Below are 15,035 nucleotides of genomic sequence, written 5' to 3'. Positions count from 1 at the left end.
TTGTCCCATTATTTTTAAGTTATGGGGCATATTGGGACGGCTCGACCCCAGTGTTTATGCGCTATCCCACGTGTCCCAATTGTCCCAGCTAGTTTTTAAGATATAACCACAAAGTATTTCGCGATTTAATTCCCATCTCATCACGAATCTGCCAACACGCCTTGTAATTTTCATATTTAGGCAGAAGGTACGCATACATTTGCTTTGCATACAAATAACGCCAGCTTTTAGTGCAGGATAAACGGTGCTTGGCCAATTCACTGCGCCAGATGACACGGATTTCTCCATAAGATTTTAATTGGAGCAGATTACCATATTGTTTTGTGAGCCAGTTAAAAAGATTGAGTACCGCTTTCTGGCTTTCAGTTCGTATCGGTATGGTGCGGTCGGTGGAGTTAAAAGCAATGTCTCGGGTTATCCAGAGAGAACATTCACGAACTTGGATATGTGGTTGAATCAGAATCGCTTCTTTGAACGTGAGTCCAAACTCGGTTTGTAATCCCATGATTACTCTTGCTAAAGGGTCATTAAGTGACCTCCAAAAATCTGGAGGGATTATTTTTTTCCTCTTTTTTCTTGCTTTAGGTCTTGATAGTTCAAGCGATTGATTATCGATATTGGCTACAGAACAATCGTTCATCTGTAAAAAGCGGCGGATAATGGTCATATAACGCATGATGGTGACTGGGTTAATCCAGTAACGCACCAGCTTGTGAACCTGCTCAGACTGCAAAGCCTGCCATGAAGGTGGAACCTGTCGGATAACAAACAAATCATCAATCATCTTACGGATGACATAAGCACGGTGTTTCCGGTACAGGTATTTACCTTGCCTGTCCAGTTTAATATATCGATTAGCGAATTGTCTTAAGGATTGTGTACGCATCTTCCCATCTGCAAAAATTAATTAAAAAAGAATTTGCCCTGTGTATTGTTTAGTGTTGGTCGAGCGGTTCACTCTCTGTTGAAACCCGGTAAAACCGTAAAGCTCGAAGAAGGGGGCAAATCAATCGTTATAAGGCAAACGATCTCGCCATTACAACTAGGTTTTTCTGGTTCTTTTCTCCTCAAATAAATAAAGGTAAATGAAAGCGATAAAGTAGGGCTTTATCCCCAATCCATGGTCAAATTAACAATGACTTAGAGTTCCAAAGAACTCCCCTTACCGAACGGTAAAGGTTCCTGAAAGGTTTCCCGACTGTACGTCCAGCCACAAGGTTAGGGAATGAGAGTGGCGTAGCATAAGACGCTTAAGCGTTTCATCGGAATTTCACCGATTCATCAGTCATGCTTTATTTAGAAAATAGCAAAGTGCAGATCTGGGAGCAATACCATTTCAGGGAATATTTTGTCCTATCTTATTTGGTGCGTAAGGACAAATGGGGTTTTAAGTATTGATGTTGGAGTGTTTGTAATGTCGGATATTCCTGCGTCACTGCACAGAATGGCAGTGACGCAGATATAGACGGATATGAACTATACTTAATTGTATCGAAAAAGGAGATGTATTATGAATACAAGGAAATGTCCAATAGGTACACGTGGAAAAACAGGTGGTGTTTGTCCAGAAAGTGGTGTTTGGAGATCTGAAGGTATTGCCTCGACAACGATACCTCTTGCAAAAGGCAATAGATTTCCACCATATAATAAAAAGGCGGTAACTTGGATTTTACAAAGTTAGGCATAATTTTGCTCTGCATATCATGCATGACAGTTCAAATACGCGCTCATCCGGTTCGGCGCAGTTTTTCCCGTACATATTAGTAAATAAAAACACGATATCACTTTGGACAAATTTTCTCCACTTTCATTAAATCCAGCGTACACTTTCTTTGCATGTTAAAATCTTGAGCCATAATATTTGATCAAGTTTGTAATGAGATTAATATATAGAAAAGGAGATTGATTGCAAGAACGAAATAATTGAACTTGGAGATTAAATGGAATTTGATTACTCGCAATTAAAACAGGAAGATATTACAAAAATTTTTATTGAAATGCTTAGAAATCCCAGATATGGAATGTATTCTCAATATGGTTATGATATTTATCTTCCTAATTTGATAAGAGTTTATTTTTCAATATCTAATGGCACTACAAATGAAGCGGATGCTATGAGTTATCTTATGCCTTTATTTTATTCTGTTGCCTGGGAGTTTTGCAGAAGAGGTATTATACGTCCAGGGATTTCAAGATATAATGGACAATCCACAGAAGATGGTAATGCTGGTAATGGATACTCAATTACTCCATTCGGTAGGCAATGGTTAAATGAATCCTCACAAAATGATTTTATTCCAACTGAGCCTGAAAGATTTGCTCAAATGCTTGAGCCATACAAGGATAAGTTTGGATTTGGATTTCATCAAAAAGCTCAAGAAGCCATCAGATGTTATGGGGCTCATGCATATTTAGCTTGTTGTGCCATGTCTGGTGCAGCAGCAGAGTCAATTTTACTTGCTACTGCTATTTCAAAAATAGAAGATGAGTCTATAATCCTACAACAATATCGCTCTGCTCATGGACGAAGTAAGATAGAAAATGAACTAATCGGAAAAGCAAATAAAAATTTACAAAATGAATTCAAAAGTTTTAGTTCACTTTTAAATTATTGGAGAGATGAGGCTGCTCATGGCTCCAAATCTCGAATAGAAGAAAATGAAGCATTTACAGCTATTGCCATGCTTTTAAGATTTGCAATGTTCATTGATGCCAAATGGGACGAGTTAATAAGCAAATAGCTATTGTTGAAATGGATTGCTTCACTTTTAATTCTCGTATGGTAGATTTTTATAAAAAATTCGTTAGATTACAGTAAAGTTATTATCGTTTTTTATTTGGGTCAAAATCTTTAGGAAGTTGATACCATTTACCTTTTCTTTTTCGGATCATCCGATTTAAGGTCAGAGTATCAGGATTTTGAGGATCGAAATCTATTTCATCTGGATTAATAGAAGGTGCATTAGCCATATTAATAATTTCTTCTGCTATTTTAGATTCAACTTTTTTTTCGTCAATCTCCTTTTTTGTACGCCAATCCAGAAAGTAGTGATCCCAAATTTGACTTATAAAGAATGAGCCTTCTTTGGGCGGTGTCTGAGCAAATGAACTAACTCCTCTTTCCTTTTCTAAAAGAGGTAGTTCATCATAATATTTATCAATTTGTTTTAAACCTTCTTTTAACTCAATTCCTTTAATGAACTGTTGCGGCTCTTCAAGAAATAAAGGTGCACATCTTGAGTGCAACTTATCATTTGAGACAAAAAAATCGCAAAAAGGAAGGTATGCAAGATATGCAATATCTATTGAGTGAGAGGTTCTTTCTCCTGATTCAACCTTGGAAGCAATAAGGATATGAAGAAATAATTCAATTGTAGCCACATAGGCGGCATAGGGGGCATAACGCACAATTGGCATATTACCTATGCTATTCCAAGAGGCAAATATATTATGCATGAATTCTTCTGGTATTCTTAAAAGAAGACAGATTAAATGCATACGTTCAAATATTTTATCTTCACCATAGATAATATTTTCAGCAATTACTTTGGCTTGACCGTGTGTTTTACATGATTTGGTATCAATACCTAGTTTTTGAAGTTCAGAAGAAAAACTAGTTAAATCTAAGTTTGATAATTTAGTTCGCCACTGCTTAGCATAATTTCGTTCAACTTCAGAAAAATTACCTTTCATCCATCTATTGAAGGCATCTTGTTCTGGAGTTATTTCATAAACGACCCCTGACTTTCCTCCGCTTTTTACTAATTTTCCTCCTTGTAAAGGAATACCTCTTCTCATAGGTACTCGAGATCCAAGTAGATTCATTAAACTTAAATCAAGATGAAAAGTACAAGGAGAACCACTTGTTTCTGGAAATTTTTGTGCAATTCGCTTTACTATTTCTTCGGGATGTTTTCCATCTTTAGATGTTTTTGCAAGATCTGCCAAAGTTTCAATATAAAATAAAGGACAAACTATAGGATTAAAAAAATTGCTAAACCAGACTGACTCATTAAGAGAGAGTGATTGTAAGAACGACTTATCAAAAAGAACTATTGGACCCATAGTACTCACAACTTGTCTACATTGCGGCTCTACACCAATTAAGGGGGCACTTTAATCGAGTTAGTATAGACTAACTAATTGATTTCGCGATCAAATTGGAGATTAAAGTGCCTAAGCATAATCTTATCTTAAATTTACCTGGATTTACTATAGAAAAGGTGAGTGGCTATCAACCCCTTATATTGGATATTTCATACCATCGATTACCCCGCTGTGCGCATTGTCATAGCAAAGAGGTGCGTAAAAAATCATCTTATATGCGAACAGTGGCTCACGAGTTAATTGGTAATCGTCGTACTTTATTACGTTTCAAAGCATATAAACTTTATTGTAATCGATGTAAGCGATACGGTAACCAACAATTCCCTGGTATCAATAAGCATCAACGTTCGACATGGCGTTTACAAGCGTGCGTGTTTCATGACCACACACGGGGTATATCTCAAAAAGACCTCGCTCAGCAATTTAATAAAGGTAAGGCAACCATAGAACGCTGGTATCATCGGCACTATCAGGAACAAGCCAGAGAGCTAATGAATACACCATGCCCAACCATTCTGGGTATTGATGAACATTTTTTTAGTCGAAAACAAGGATTTGCCACAACGATTTGTGACCTTAAGAAACATAAAATTTTTGATATTGTTAAAGGAAGAAGTGAGACAGACCTTTCGAGTTATCTTGCTTCTTTGGTAGGAAAGGAACGCGTTAAAGTGTGTATGGACTTAAGTAGTACGTACCGTTCCATTGTTAAAAAACATTTTCCCAATGCCAAAATAGTGGCTGACCGCTTTCATGTCATTCGCTTACTTCAACATCAATGTATGATGACCTACCGCGAATTATCGGGCCAAATAAAAAATAACAGAGGCATCTTGGCTTTACTGCGTACACGCCCTGATAGATTATCACCCCAACGAATGCTTAAACGTGATGCCTTTCTCGAAGATAACCCAGCAATAAATGCTATATATCAATTTCAGCAACAACTTCATTCATTGCTCCTACATAAATCCATGAATAAAGATTGGTGTAAAAAAATGATTCCTCTATTTTTAGATAAGCTTGATGAGTTAAAAAATAGTCCGTTTAAAGCCCTGGCAGCTCTTGGAAAGACTTTCTGTCAATGGAAGGAAGAGATAGTGCGTATGTGGCGTTTCAGAAAGTCTAATGGGATTACTGAAGGCTTTCATAGAAAGATGAAGTTGATTCAAAGAAGAGCTTATGGCTTTCGTAACTTTGAAAATTACAGAACTCGTGTTAGGGTCCTGTGTTGTTAAATAGTGAGTGCCCCCGTAAATGGGAAAGAGCCCGTAAGTGCTTGATTCTCATGGTGGCCAGAGGCAGAATCGAACTGCCGACACGAGGATTTTCAGTCCTCTGCTCTACCGACTGAGCTATCTGGCCCCGAGGGTTGCTATTAGACTCCGAGATAGGTTTTGAGTCAAGTGTTGATTGCTGTTTTTTTTAAAAATTTATGATTTTTTATTTTTTATAAAAAATAATGCCTTATTTTTATTATTTATGTTCAAAAAGTACCTTATTTTTTGATTCGATATCCAGGATCAATTATTCCATTTTTATCTTTTTATTTGATAACCGTAGATAATGCGGATTAGCGTCAATGAAAGCTGTTACCGAAAGAAACTCTAAGGCGGGTGGTTCAAATTTGAGGTGATAATATTTCCTTAAGCTATATTGTATATAATTTGACCTTTATTTTTTGGGCTTTTAGGAGTATCACATGCCTTTGCAACAAACACATGAACTAATGAAAATATATGGTGAATCTTTAAAAGATGGCACAATTTCTGAACAAATGCTAGATCAACTGCTTCTTCCCAATGTTTTTAAACGCGCTCCTGAAAGTGGCTATGTTGATCCAAATAAACCCGTTACTGATTCAAACCATACGCAAATGGATGCGATTAAAGATTTTGTCGAAACAGTTGGTAAAGAATTAAGTCCTGAAGTTTTGCATACTTTAACTCATCGCATCATCCAGAGAGCACCAGACACAGGTGAAAACACCTTTATGCGTAATTCAACATTAGAAAAAGCGTTTCTTGCTTATGAAATGGCTCTATATCCCCAATTAGCTGAAAGTCATTTTGATTCTGATCGCATAAAAACAACATTTCCTCGAGAAAGTGATATTTTTAAACTTAAAACAGTCATATTGCATCCACTAGTAGAGTTCTTCACATATAAGAATGCACTACAAAAATTAAAAGAACAGTTACAACAAGATACTTTAAATATTCAAATTAGAGAGCATGCGCAGAAAGTCGTTAGCCAAATCGAAGCATTAAAAACTGAAGGTAAAGAATCAATTGTGGATCTAACAAGAATTTTAAATAATACCCAATCTTTATTGAAGGGTGAAATGCCTGTTAAAGATTACCAAACCGAAGCTAAGACTGTACAAGGTAAGCCTTCTAAGGGTATGAAAATTCTTGGTGGTTTGATGATTGCGTTAGGATTAGCGGTTGCTGCTGTGGGTGTCGCTTTGGCTGTTACTGGTATTGGCGTAGTTGCAGGTGCTGTAACTGCGGCTGTTGGTGTAGGTGTTTTGGCTACAGGGATAGGCATTTTCGCGAAAGGAAGAGCATCTGGCTTATCCAAAGCTATGGACGAACTTGCACTAACCACTAATAGGAACATACAACTATAATCGCCCCACATTAATCCTTCATATTGAATTCGGCATAGAAAACATTAAATATTCTATGCCGTACAAATATTATATATAAATCTTAATTGCACTAAAAAACTTGTTTTGTTTTTTAGATTTAGTACTATCCTTGGATAATTTGTAGTCCTGGGTGCAGTAGATTTATTAAAACTTAAATAAATCCATTTTCTTTTACTGCATTTGCAGAGCGTTGGCAAAATCTACAGGGTATCGTTTATCTATGCTTAATGTGATTAACCTTGATTTTGATTATCAGGATCAACTTTTGTTAAATAATGTATCTTTTCATTTGCCAACAGGAGGATTGCTTCATCTACGTGGAGCAAATGGAGCTGGAAAAACGACTTTATTAAAATTAATCGCTGGTTTATATCGCCCTCAGAATGGTGAAATTCAATTTTTTGGACAAAATATTGATAAAGATCGGTCTGCTTATCAACAACAAATGTGTTTTGTTGGTCATAAGACAGGCATTAATCCTAATCTAACTTTAAGAGAAAATTGTTATTTTGATCTTCATGCCCCCTCTATTTTATCTCAAAAAATAGAAGAAATAGAGGAGCTCGCCACGATTTTTAAACTAGGACATTATCTTGATTTTCCATGTGGTTTATTATCAGCAGGACAACGCAGGCAAGTAGGTTTGCTTCGTTTATGGATGTCCGATGCCAAATTATGGCTTCTTGATGAACCTTTAGTTGCGTTGGATGATCGAGCGATTGCAGTGATTATGTCTAAAATTGAGGCTCATCGCAAACAAGGGGGGGCTGTATTATTAACCTCTCATCAGCATTTATCTCTCAATCGCTCTGACTATCAGGAGTATAGCTTGTGAGTTCTACTTATTCCTTGTTTGTGAGACAATGTAAGCGTGAATTATTGATTCAAGTACGTCAGCCGCGCTTTTTAGTGAATTCTTGTTTGTTTTTTTTAATTTTTCTTTTTATGTTTCCTCTGACTATAAAACCAGAAGTAACATTATTACGTACCATAGCCCCTGGTTTAGTCTGGATGGCAATCCTTCTATCATTATTGCTTTCTGCAGAACGTTTATTTCAACAGGATTATGAGCATGGAGTTATTGAACAATGGCTTGTTTCAGGTTATTCATTGCCATTACTTGTGAGTGCAAAAGTAATCGCGCATTGGTTGTTTCATTTATTGCCACTGCTTGTTTTATGTCCTGTAGTCGCTGTCTTGTTTTCTTTAAGTGGATGGGAGACTTGGGTATTAGCATTGACGATTGTTTGTGGAACTCCCGCTTTATTGTTTCTTTGTGCCATGGTTGCTGCTTTTGGAGTTGGCAATCAAAAAGGCGTTTTAATGGCATTGATTTTATTACCACTCACATTACCTTTATTGATTTTTGCAAGCGGAACGTTGAATATAGCGATGCAAGGCATGCCCATTAGTGCTTATTTGGCTTTGTTATTAGCCATGTCTGTGATTGCCATTGGTTTTTTACCTTATGCAATTGCTGGGATAATGCGTATTAGTTATGCTGAATAATTTATTCATCGTGTTTTGAGAAAATCAGGATACATGATAAAATCCGGTTTTTTTGATTTCAATTATTCCTATGTGGAAATTTTTATACCAGCTGGCATCGCCAAAATTTTTTTATACATTTTCGGGACGTATTACGCCAAGTTTAGCCGTAAGCTCCATAGTGTTACTCATCGTGGGCGTAGTTTGGGGATTAGCATTTGCTCCACCTGATTACCAACAAGGAGATGCTTTTCGTATTATTTATGTTCATGTTCCTAGTGCGTTTTTATCTATGGCACTTTATATGTGGATGGGTTTTTTAGCAGTATTGCTTTTAGTTTGGCGTATTAAAATAGCAGGTCTTCTCATTCACATTGTTGCTCAAGCAGGTCTTTATATGGCTTTTTTAGCTTTAGCCACGGGTAGTATTTGGGGAAAGCCCATGTGGGGCACTTGGTGGGTTTGGGACGCGCGTTTAACGTCTGAGCTGGCACTTTTTTTACTTTATGCTGCAATTTTGGCTACATATCAGGCGGCAAAAAATAAAGAGGATGGAGATAAGATTATTGCCATTTTGGCCCTAGTCGGTATTATTGATTTGCCGATTATTCATTACTCAGTTTATTGGTGGAATTCCTTGCATCAAGGTTCTACTTTATCTATTTTTGCTAAGCCTAAGATTGATAGCAGTATGTTGTATCCTTTATTGTTGACCCTAGCGGGTTTTTTTCTTTATTGCCTATGGATTATTTTAGAGAAAGCCCGTCAAGAGTTATTGTTTCGAGAAAAAAGGCAGTCTTGGGTCAAGATTCAATTTGAAGGGGAGTTGAAGTGAATCAATTTTTAGAATGGCTCACTATGGGCGGGTACTCTATCTATGTTTGGTCCGCTTATGGCTTAGTAAGTGTGGTATTAGTCATGAATTTATTAGGGATGAAATGGAAAAGAAAGCAAACACATCAAAAATTACAACAATGGTTTAAGCGATAAAAAATGGTTTCAGCACGCAGACGTAAGTTAATCATTTTACTGTTCAGTTTGGGCATTATCTCTATAGCTGCTGCATTAGTTTTATATGCGCTAAGACAAAACATCAGTCTATTTTATACGCCAACTCAGGCTATTACAGGTGAGGCTCCCCAACATCACTCTATTCGCATAGGTGGTATGGTAGAGAAGGGATCGATTATCCGTGCCCAGCAGGGTTTAGAAGTGCAATTTAAGGTAACTGATTTTGATCAAACAATTATTGTAACTTATACAGGCATTCTTCCAGATTTATTTAGAGAAGGGCAAGGTATAGTGGCTGAGGGGCAACTCATTGATAATCAACATTTTCGTGCCTCACAAGTACTGGCGAAACATGATGCCAATTATATGCCGCCTGAAGTAAAGGCTGCTTTATCCCAAAAGGTGCGTTCATGATTGCAGAAATAGGACTGTTTTCTTTAATTTTGGCTTTGATTTTTTCCATCATGTTAGCTGTGATTCCTTTAGCTGGGATACAATTGAATCGTAATGACTGGATGAATGCCGCTCCGATATATGCAGTTTGGCAATTTTTCTTTATTGCCTTGTCTTATTTATTGCTTACCCTGTGTTTTTTACAGGATGATTTTTCAGTAATTTATGTGGTGAGTAACTCTAGTCTTTCCTTACCTTGGTTTTATAAAGTCTGCGCAGTGTGGGGAGGACATGAAGGCTCCATGCTATTGTGGGTTTCAATTCTTAGTTTTTGGACGTTGCTGGTCGCTTTTTTTAGTTCTGGTCTTGACAGGAAAATGCGTACACGGGTTTTGGTTGTTTTAGGTTGGCTAAGTATTGGATTTATTCTTTTTTTATTGACTACATCCAATCCTTTTTTACGCCAATTTCAAGTGTTAAATACACAAGGGCGTGATTTAAACCCCTTATTACAAGATCCCGGTTTTTTATTTCATCCCCCTATGTTGTATATGGGGTATGTTGGCTTTTCTGTGGCTTTTGCTTTTGCAATTGCTGCACTTTGGGCTGGCAAAGTAGAGGCCAGTTGGTCAAAATGGACAAGACCCTGGACGCTGGCTGCATGGTGCTGTTTAACCGCTGGGATTACGTTAGGAAGTTGGTGGGCTTATCGTGAGTTAGGTTGGGGGGGATGGTGGTTTTGGGATCCTGTTGAAAATGCTTCATTTATGCCTTGGTTAGTGGGCACAGCTTTATTGCATTCTCTTGCAGTGACAGAACAACGACAACAATTTAAAGCGTGGACTATGTTACTTGCTATTGCCGCTTTTTCTTTAAGCTTAATTGGTACTTTTTTAGTTCGCTCAGGTGTTCTAACTTCGGTGCATGCATTTGCTGTTGATCCCCAACGGGGATTATATATTTTAGGGTTTTTACTCTTTGTTATTGGTGGTTCTTTGGTATTATTTCTTTTTAGAGCACAAACACTACATTCAGAAAAGAATCCAAGCCCTTTTTCTCGGGAAAGTGCTTTGTTATTAAATAATGTTTTTTTAGTGGTTATTATGCTGACTGTTTTAATGGGCACCGTTTACCCACTTCTTATCGAGGGTTTAGGATTAGGTAAATTATCTGTAGGTGCTCCTTATTTTAATTCTGTATTTGTTCCCTTGATGGTTCCTATGTTGTTCTTAATGGGAGTTGGTATTCATTTAAAATGGAATAAAGATAATTGGCGGCTAGTATTAAAAAAATTTTGGGGAACGGCTGCGCTGAGTTTATTGCTCCCATTTATTTTATTAATGGTTACTAGAGAGTTTGATACTTCAGCCTTTATGGGATTGTGTTTGTCTTTTTGGGTGATTTTAAGCACTGCTCAGGCAGCATATAAACGAGTCACCGAACGTGGTTTATCTCATGTAGGACAAGCGTACTGGGGTATGGTTGTGGCGCATTTGGGTGTTGCCGCTACGGTGATTGGTATTGCAGTTTCTACTGCTTATGGAGTAGAAGATGATGTGCAGATGGCGCCAGGAAAAAAAGCATATTTGCGTGGTTACTCTATAGAGTTTATGCACCAAGAGCCGCTTTCTGGCCCAAATTACAAAGGCACCAGGGCTCAATTTAAAATAAGCTATAAGGACAAAGCGAGAGTTATTTATCCTGAAAAAAGACTTTATACTGTAGGTCAAATGGCTATGACAGAGTCTGCAATTGATGTTACGCCATTTAGGGATATTTATGTGGCTTTAGGAGAGCCTTTAGCCAATGACTCATGGTCTGTAAGACTCTATTATAAACCTTTTATTCGTTGGATTTGGTTTGGTGGTTTTATGATTTTAGCTGGTGGTTTTCTTGCCCTAACCGATAAACGATATTATCAAATACGGCGTTCAGCAATAGTAGGCACTGAGGAGCTTAGCACATGAGAAAAATGTGTTGGAAAGCGATTCCTATCTTTCTTTTTTTACTGCTAAGTGTTTTTCTTTGGCGAGGATTATCTCTTAATCCCCATGAATTGCCTTCTACCCAGATCGGGAAAACCTTACCTGATTTTCACTTACCTCAATTGCAAAATCCAAAGCTTTTCTTTAATTCCAGTCAACTTCGCGATCACGTGGTTTTGTTAAATGTTTGGGCAAGTTGGTGTGCTGCTTGTGTGGATGAACAGGTTTTTATGTTGCAATTAGCACGTCAAGGAATACCCATTTACGGGTTAAATTACAAAGACAAATCAGCTGCTGCATTGCAATGGTTGTCACAATGGGGGAATCCTTATAAGGAAGTCTTTCAAGATAGAAAAGGAAAAGTTGCTATTGATTTAGGTGTTTATGGAGCACCCGAAACTTTTGTGATTGATAAAAACGGAGTTATTCGTTATCGCCATGCTGGTATTATAACCCAAGAAATTTGGTTAAAAGAAATTGCTCCCTTAATGAAGCAACTGGAGCTGGCTTGATGAATAAACTTCTTATGAAACTTATTTTTTGGAGCCTCTTTCTTTTTTTAGGTTCATATACTTGGGCAAACAGTAGTTATCCTTTTGATTCAGCAAAAAAAGAAGCTCAATTTAATCATCTTTTAAAAGATTTGCGGTGTTTGGTGTGTCAAAATCAAGACTTAGCAGACTCCCATGCAGAATTAGCTAAAGACTTACGTGATCAAGTTTACCAAATGGTTAAAGAGGGTAAAAGTGATAGCGAAATCAGTGATTATATGACAGCACGCTATGGTGATTTTATTTTATTCAAGCCACCAGTGAAATCAATTACCCTTTTATTATGGTATGGTCCTTTTTTATTTTTATTGCTAGGGTTTATTATTTTTTGGCGCACTTGCTTAGTGACTCGTGAGAATAAGCAAGTGTAACTTGCTCGTGAGTGTACCTATGTTTCGCTTGCCCAGGATATTATAAAGTGAGTTATTATGAATGAGTGGTGGTTACTGAGTTTACTGTTTGGACTAACTGTACTAGCAAGTATTTTTATAATTTATCCGTTGAGGCGTCGTTTCCTTGCTGGTTTCTTACTGATTCCAATTGTTTTTGTAATCGCCTTCTTAGGTTATTTTTATTGGGGGGATTTTGGTTCATGGCAACAATATGTTCATCTCCTTGACTCGCAAAAAAAAGCGAATGAAGTACTTAAAAACATTAAGAACCCACAAGAGTTAATTGATAAATTACGTGCAAAATTAGATGACAATCCAAAAAGCGCTAAGGGTTGGTATCTTTTGGGCCGTTTATACAGTAGCCAAAATGAAAAACAAAATGCGGTCAATGCTTTTGCAAAAGCGTATCAATTTGATCCAACAGATGAACAGTATGCGGTGAATTATGCCCATAGTTTATGGGTGCTCAATAATTATCAATTTACTGAACAAACTACAGAAATCTTTAGTCGGCTATTAAAGCTCAACCCGAATCAACCTGATGCATTATCTATGCTCGCCATGGATGCATTTACCAGTCATGCGTACGAAGATGCAATAGATTATTGGCAACGTTTGTTAAATATAGTGCCATCACAATCAGAAGAGGCTCAGGCGATTCGCAAGGCAATAGCTAAGGCTGAAGAACATATTCGATTAAAAAATAAAAATATCGATTGATTTAAATCAGTTAAGAAAATAAAACTTGAATCATGTACTCTCGCTAAGTCTCCATTTATAATGCAATTAGTTTTAAATCTGCTAGTCTTTAAATAGTATAAGAATTTTAAGGAGAAAATGATGTATAAGAGGGTATTGTTTGCTACTGACTTTGATGAGGTTGGTATTATAGCCGCACATAAGGCAAAAAAAATTGCTGACGAAAATGGGGCTGATTTAATACTGGTCCATGTCGTAGAGCCTATTCCTGCTTATGCTTATCCTGGTTTTGCTGGATTTGCAGAAGTTGAAATGTCTATCCGGGAGCAAGCTGAAAAAGAGCTTAATGAATTAGGCGAAAAATTAGGAGTAGATGCAAAACATAGATTCATAGAGTTTGGTTCTACCAAAAATGAAATATTAAGAGTAGCACAAGAGCGAAATATTGATTTAATAGTTACAGGGAGTCATGGAAAACACGGTCTTTCTTTACTATTAGGATCGACAGCAAACTCTATTTTGCATGGTGCTGAGTGTGATGTATTAATTGTTCGCGCTGTTCTTCCAGAGAAACAAACTCATTAATAAGTGCGTTATTATTTGAACTAGGGATTTCTTAAGTCATGGGAGATCCTTAGTTTCATTAGATTCTAATTTTTCTTAATTAACGTTTGCCCTTCATTGTATTTCTCAAGAGACTAGAAAACCGGTATACTATTAAATTCCGATTTATATGATGAATCTACTTATGAAATTGTTGCGTGGCGTTCAACATTTTTCTGCTTTTAACAAAGGTGTGGTAGCAACTATAGGTAATTTTGATGGGGTGCACTTAGGTCATCAAAGTCTTATCAAAACTTTAAGAGCTAAGGCAAATCATTTAAAATTGCCTTTGGTTGTTGTTCTATTTGAACCACAGCCTAGGGAGTATTTCCAGAAAGAGAAAGCACCAGCAAGACTTTCAAGTTTAAGAGAAAAGCTAGAGGTATTACGCTGTTGCCAGATTGATTATATTTATTGCTTTAAGTTTAATAATGATCTGGCACAAACATCTGCAGAATGTTTTGCTCGGGATTATTTGTTTTCTATGTTAAATGTGAAACATCTTCTTGTAGGTGAGGATTTTCGTTTTGGTAAAAATAGAGAAGGCGACATTGCTCTACTCAAAGAACTCAGTAAAGAATATGCCTGCGATGTCGCAATTTATTCTAATTTTTGTATTAATGAAGACCGAATTAGTTCAACAAAAATTAGAAGTGCTTTACAGAAAGGTGATTTGAATACGGCGGCAAAATATCTTGGCAGAGTTTACAGTATTTGTGGGCGTATACTGCATGGAGATGGACGCGGGCGTCAGTGGGGTATTCCTACAGCAAATCTTGCTCTTCATCGCTGCTCTTTGCCCTTGCATGGAGTATTTGTTGTTCAAGTTCGTGTTGTCTCTAAAATGGTATATGGAGTCGCAAATGTGGGATGTCGTCCTACAGTAGATGGTAGTAAAAATATTCTAGAAGTTCATTTGTTTGATTTTGATCAATCGATCTATGGTGAGTTAATGCAAGTGTTTTTCTTGCACAAATTGCGAGATGAGGTTAAATTCACTGCAGTGGATGCTTTGCTCGCGCAGATTCATGAGGATATTAAAGCAGCTAAAACATATCTAGGGACTTATAGCTATTCACTACAAAACTTTAGTGAGCGGTCAGCTGTTCCATAATTCCAGGTAAATAATTACTATAAAATTAACGATTTCGCA

The 15,035-nt window shown here is 37.1% G+C and carries 17 protein-coding genes and 1 tRNA gene; 15 read left to right on the top strand and 3 right to left on the bottom strand.

Features of this window, described 5'->3' with window-relative positions:
- Positions 1-88: 88 nt before the first annotated feature.
- Positions 89-886, bottom strand: coding sequence for a hypothetical protein (locus tag DYH34_RS10525; RefSeq protein WP_058465241.1), 798 nt, complete (start codon positions 884-886; stop codon positions 89-91).
- 624 nt (positions 887-1,510) lie between these two features.
- Between DYH34_RS10525 and DYH34_RS18065 the strand changes: the two genes are divergently transcribed.
- Positions 1,511-1,681: a hypothetical protein gene (locus DYH34_RS18065; RefSeq protein ID WP_165481813.1), complete on the top strand. Its 171-nt coding sequence runs from the start codon at positions 1,511-1,513 to the stop codon at positions 1,679-1,681.
- A 259-nt stretch (positions 1,682-1,940) separates the two neighbouring features.
- Positions 1,941-2,741 carry a hypothetical protein gene (locus DYH34_RS10520; protein WP_058465240.1) on the top strand — a complete coding sequence of 267 codons (801 nt, stop codon included), beginning with the start codon at positions 1,941-1,943 and terminating at the stop codon, positions 2,739-2,741.
- Between the two features lie 82 nt (positions 2,742-2,823).
- Here DYH34_RS10520 and DYH34_RS10515 read toward each other — a convergent pair whose 3' ends face one another.
- Positions 2,824-4,065, bottom strand: coding sequence for a hypothetical protein (locus tag DYH34_RS10515; RefSeq protein WP_058465239.1), 1,242 nt, complete (start codon positions 4,063-4,065; stop codon positions 2,824-2,826).
- Between the two features lie 107 nt (positions 4,066-4,172).
- On the opposite strand from DYH34_RS10515, the gene DYH34_RS10510 reads away from it, so the two are divergent.
- A complete protein-coding gene (locus tag DYH34_RS10510; protein WP_115342601.1) occupies positions 4,173-5,345 on the top strand; it encodes an ISL3 family transposase in 1,173 nt (390 codons plus the stop codon).
- Positions 5,346-5,396: 51 nt separating this feature from the next.
- Here DYH34_RS10510 and DYH34_RS10505 read toward each other — a convergent pair.
- A tRNA-Phe gene (locus DYH34_RS10505) sits at positions 5,397-5,472 on the bottom strand.
- A gap of 337 nt (positions 5,473-5,809) precedes the next feature.
- On the opposite strand from DYH34_RS10505, the gene DYH34_RS10500 reads away from it, so the two are divergent.
- The 12 genes from DYH34_RS10500 to ribF all read left to right on the top strand — a co-directional run bounded on the left by DYH34_RS10500 (position 5,810) and on the right by ribF (position 14,996).
- Positions 5,810-6,739 carry a hypothetical protein gene (locus tag DYH34_RS10500; RefSeq protein WP_058464457.1) on the top strand — a complete coding sequence of 310 codons (930 nt, stop codon included), beginning with the start codon at positions 5,810-5,812 and terminating at the stop codon, positions 6,737-6,739.
- A 241-nt stretch (positions 6,740-6,980) separates the two neighbouring features.
- The gene (gene ccmA, locus DYH34_RS10495; protein WP_058464458.1) at positions 6,981-7,595 is read left to right on the top strand and encodes a cytochrome c biogenesis heme-transporting ATPase CcmA; all 615 of its coding nucleotides are present in this window, start codon (positions 6,981-6,983) and stop codon (positions 7,593-7,595) included.
- A complete protein-coding gene (gene ccmB / locus DYH34_RS10490; protein WP_058464459.1) occupies positions 7,592-8,269 on the top strand; it encodes a heme exporter protein CcmB in 678 nt (225 codons plus the stop codon). The genes ccmA and ccmB overlap by 4 nt, the downstream gene beginning before the upstream one ends.
- A gap of 70 nt (positions 8,270-8,339) precedes the next feature.
- A complete protein-coding gene (gene ccmC / locus DYH34_RS10485; protein ID WP_058464460.1) occupies positions 8,340-9,083 on the top strand; it encodes a heme ABC transporter permease CcmC in 744 nt (247 codons plus the stop codon).
- Positions 9,080-9,238 (top strand): heme exporter protein CcmD, encoded by a 159-nt coding sequence (ccmD, locus tag DYH34_RS10480; protein ID WP_058464461.1) that lies wholly within the window; start codon positions 9,080-9,082, stop codon positions 9,236-9,238. The genes ccmC and ccmD overlap by 4 nt, the downstream gene beginning before the upstream one ends.
- Before the next feature lie 3 nt (positions 9,239-9,241).
- A complete protein-coding gene (gene ccmE, locus DYH34_RS10475) occupies positions 9,242-9,673 on the top strand; it encodes a cytochrome c maturation protein CcmE (protein WP_058464462.1) in 432 nt (143 codons plus the stop codon).
- Complete coding sequence (locus tag DYH34_RS10470; protein WP_058464463.1) at positions 9,670-11,619, top strand: heme lyase CcmF/NrfE family subunit; 1,950 nt, start codon at positions 9,670-9,672, stop codon at positions 11,617-11,619. The genes ccmE and DYH34_RS10470 overlap by 4 nt, the downstream gene beginning before the upstream one ends.
- Complete coding sequence (locus DYH34_RS10465; protein ID WP_058464464.1) at positions 11,616-12,149, top strand: DsbE family thiol:disulfide interchange protein; 534 nt, start codon at positions 11,616-11,618, stop codon at positions 12,147-12,149. Before DYH34_RS10470 ends, DYH34_RS10465 begins: the two co-directional genes overlap by 4 nt.
- The gene (locus tag DYH34_RS10460; RefSeq protein ID WP_058464465.1) at positions 12,149-12,559 is read left to right on the top strand and encodes a cytochrome c-type biogenesis protein; all 411 of its coding nucleotides are present in this window, start codon (positions 12,149-12,151) and stop codon (positions 12,557-12,559) included. The genes DYH34_RS10465 and DYH34_RS10460 overlap by 1 nt, the downstream gene beginning before the upstream one ends.
- A 57-nt stretch (positions 12,560-12,616) precedes the next feature.
- Entirely contained in the window at positions 12,617-13,300 is a 684-nt protein-coding gene (locus DYH34_RS10455; protein WP_058464466.1) for a TPR domain-containing protein, read from the top strand.
- 120 nt (positions 13,301-13,420) lie between these two features.
- Entirely contained in the window at positions 13,421-13,864 is a 444-nt protein-coding gene (locus tag DYH34_RS10450) for a universal stress protein (RefSeq protein WP_058464467.1), read from the top strand.
- A 163-nt stretch (positions 13,865-14,027) separates the two neighbouring features.
- Positions 14,028-14,996, top strand: a complete 969-nt coding sequence (ribF, locus tag DYH34_RS10445) for a bifunctional riboflavin kinase/FAD synthetase (protein ID WP_058464468.1) — start codon at positions 14,028-14,030, stop codon at positions 14,994-14,996.
- The last annotated feature ends 39 nt before the right edge of the window (positions 14,997-15,035 follow it).

The sequence above is a fragment of the Legionella cincinnatiensis genome, from assembly GCF_900452415.1.
GTDB classification, from domain to species: Bacteria; Pseudomonadota; Gammaproteobacteria; order Legionellales; family Legionellaceae; genus Legionella; species Legionella cincinnatiensis.
This window is presented reverse-complemented; position numbering and strand designations above follow the sequence as displayed.

Bases quoted from the DNA above. Each gene is read 5' to 3' on its own strand.
- DYH34_RS10520 (WP_058465240.1), top strand. From the start codon at position 1,941: ATGGAATTTGATTACTCGCAATTAAAACAGGAAGATATTACAAAAATT.
- ccmE (WP_058464462.1), top strand. From the start codon at position 9,242: ATGGTTTCAGCACGCAGACGTAAGTTAATCATTTTACTGTTCAGTTTG.
- DYH34_RS10465 (WP_058464464.1), top strand. From the start codon at position 11,616: ATGAGAAAAATGTGTTGGAAAGCGATTCCTATCTTTCTTTTTTTACTG.
- DYH34_RS10455 (WP_058464466.1), top strand. From the start codon at position 12,617: ATGAATGAGTGGTGGTTACTGAGTTTACTGTTTGGACTAACTGTACTA.
- DYH34_RS10525 (WP_058465241.1), bottom strand. From the start codon at position 886: ATGCGTACACAATCCTTAAGACAATTCGCTAATCGATATATTAAACTG.
- DYH34_RS10470 (WP_058464463.1), top strand. From the start codon at position 9,670: ATGATTGCAGAAATAGGACTGTTTTCTTTAATTTTGGCTTTGATTTTT.
- ccmC (WP_058464460.1), top strand. From the start codon at position 8,340: ATGTGGAAATTTTTATACCAGCTGGCATCGCCAAAATTTTTTTATACA.
- ccmA (WP_058464458.1), top strand. From the start codon at position 6,981: ATGCTTAATGTGATTAACCTTGATTTTGATTATCAGGATCAACTTTTG.
- DYH34_RS10500 (WP_058464457.1), top strand. From the start codon at position 5,810: ATGCCTTTGCAACAAACACATGAACTAATGAAAATATATGGTGAATCT.
- DYH34_RS10515 (WP_058465239.1), bottom strand. From the start codon at position 4,065: ATGGGTCCAATAGTTCTTTTTGATAAGTCGTTCTTACAATCACTCTCT.
- DYH34_RS18065 (WP_165481813.1), top strand. From the start codon at position 1,511: ATGAATACAAGGAAATGTCCAATAGGTACACGTGGAAAAACAGGTGGT.
- ribF (WP_058464468.1), top strand. From the start codon at position 14,028: ATGAAATTGTTGCGTGGCGTTCAACATTTTTCTGCTTTTAACAAAGGT.
- DYH34_RS10450 (WP_058464467.1), top strand. From the start codon at position 13,421: ATGTATAAGAGGGTATTGTTTGCTACTGACTTTGATGAGGTTGGTATT.
- DYH34_RS10460 (WP_058464465.1), top strand. From the start codon at position 12,149: ATGAATAAACTTCTTATGAAACTTATTTTTTGGAGCCTCTTTCTTTTT.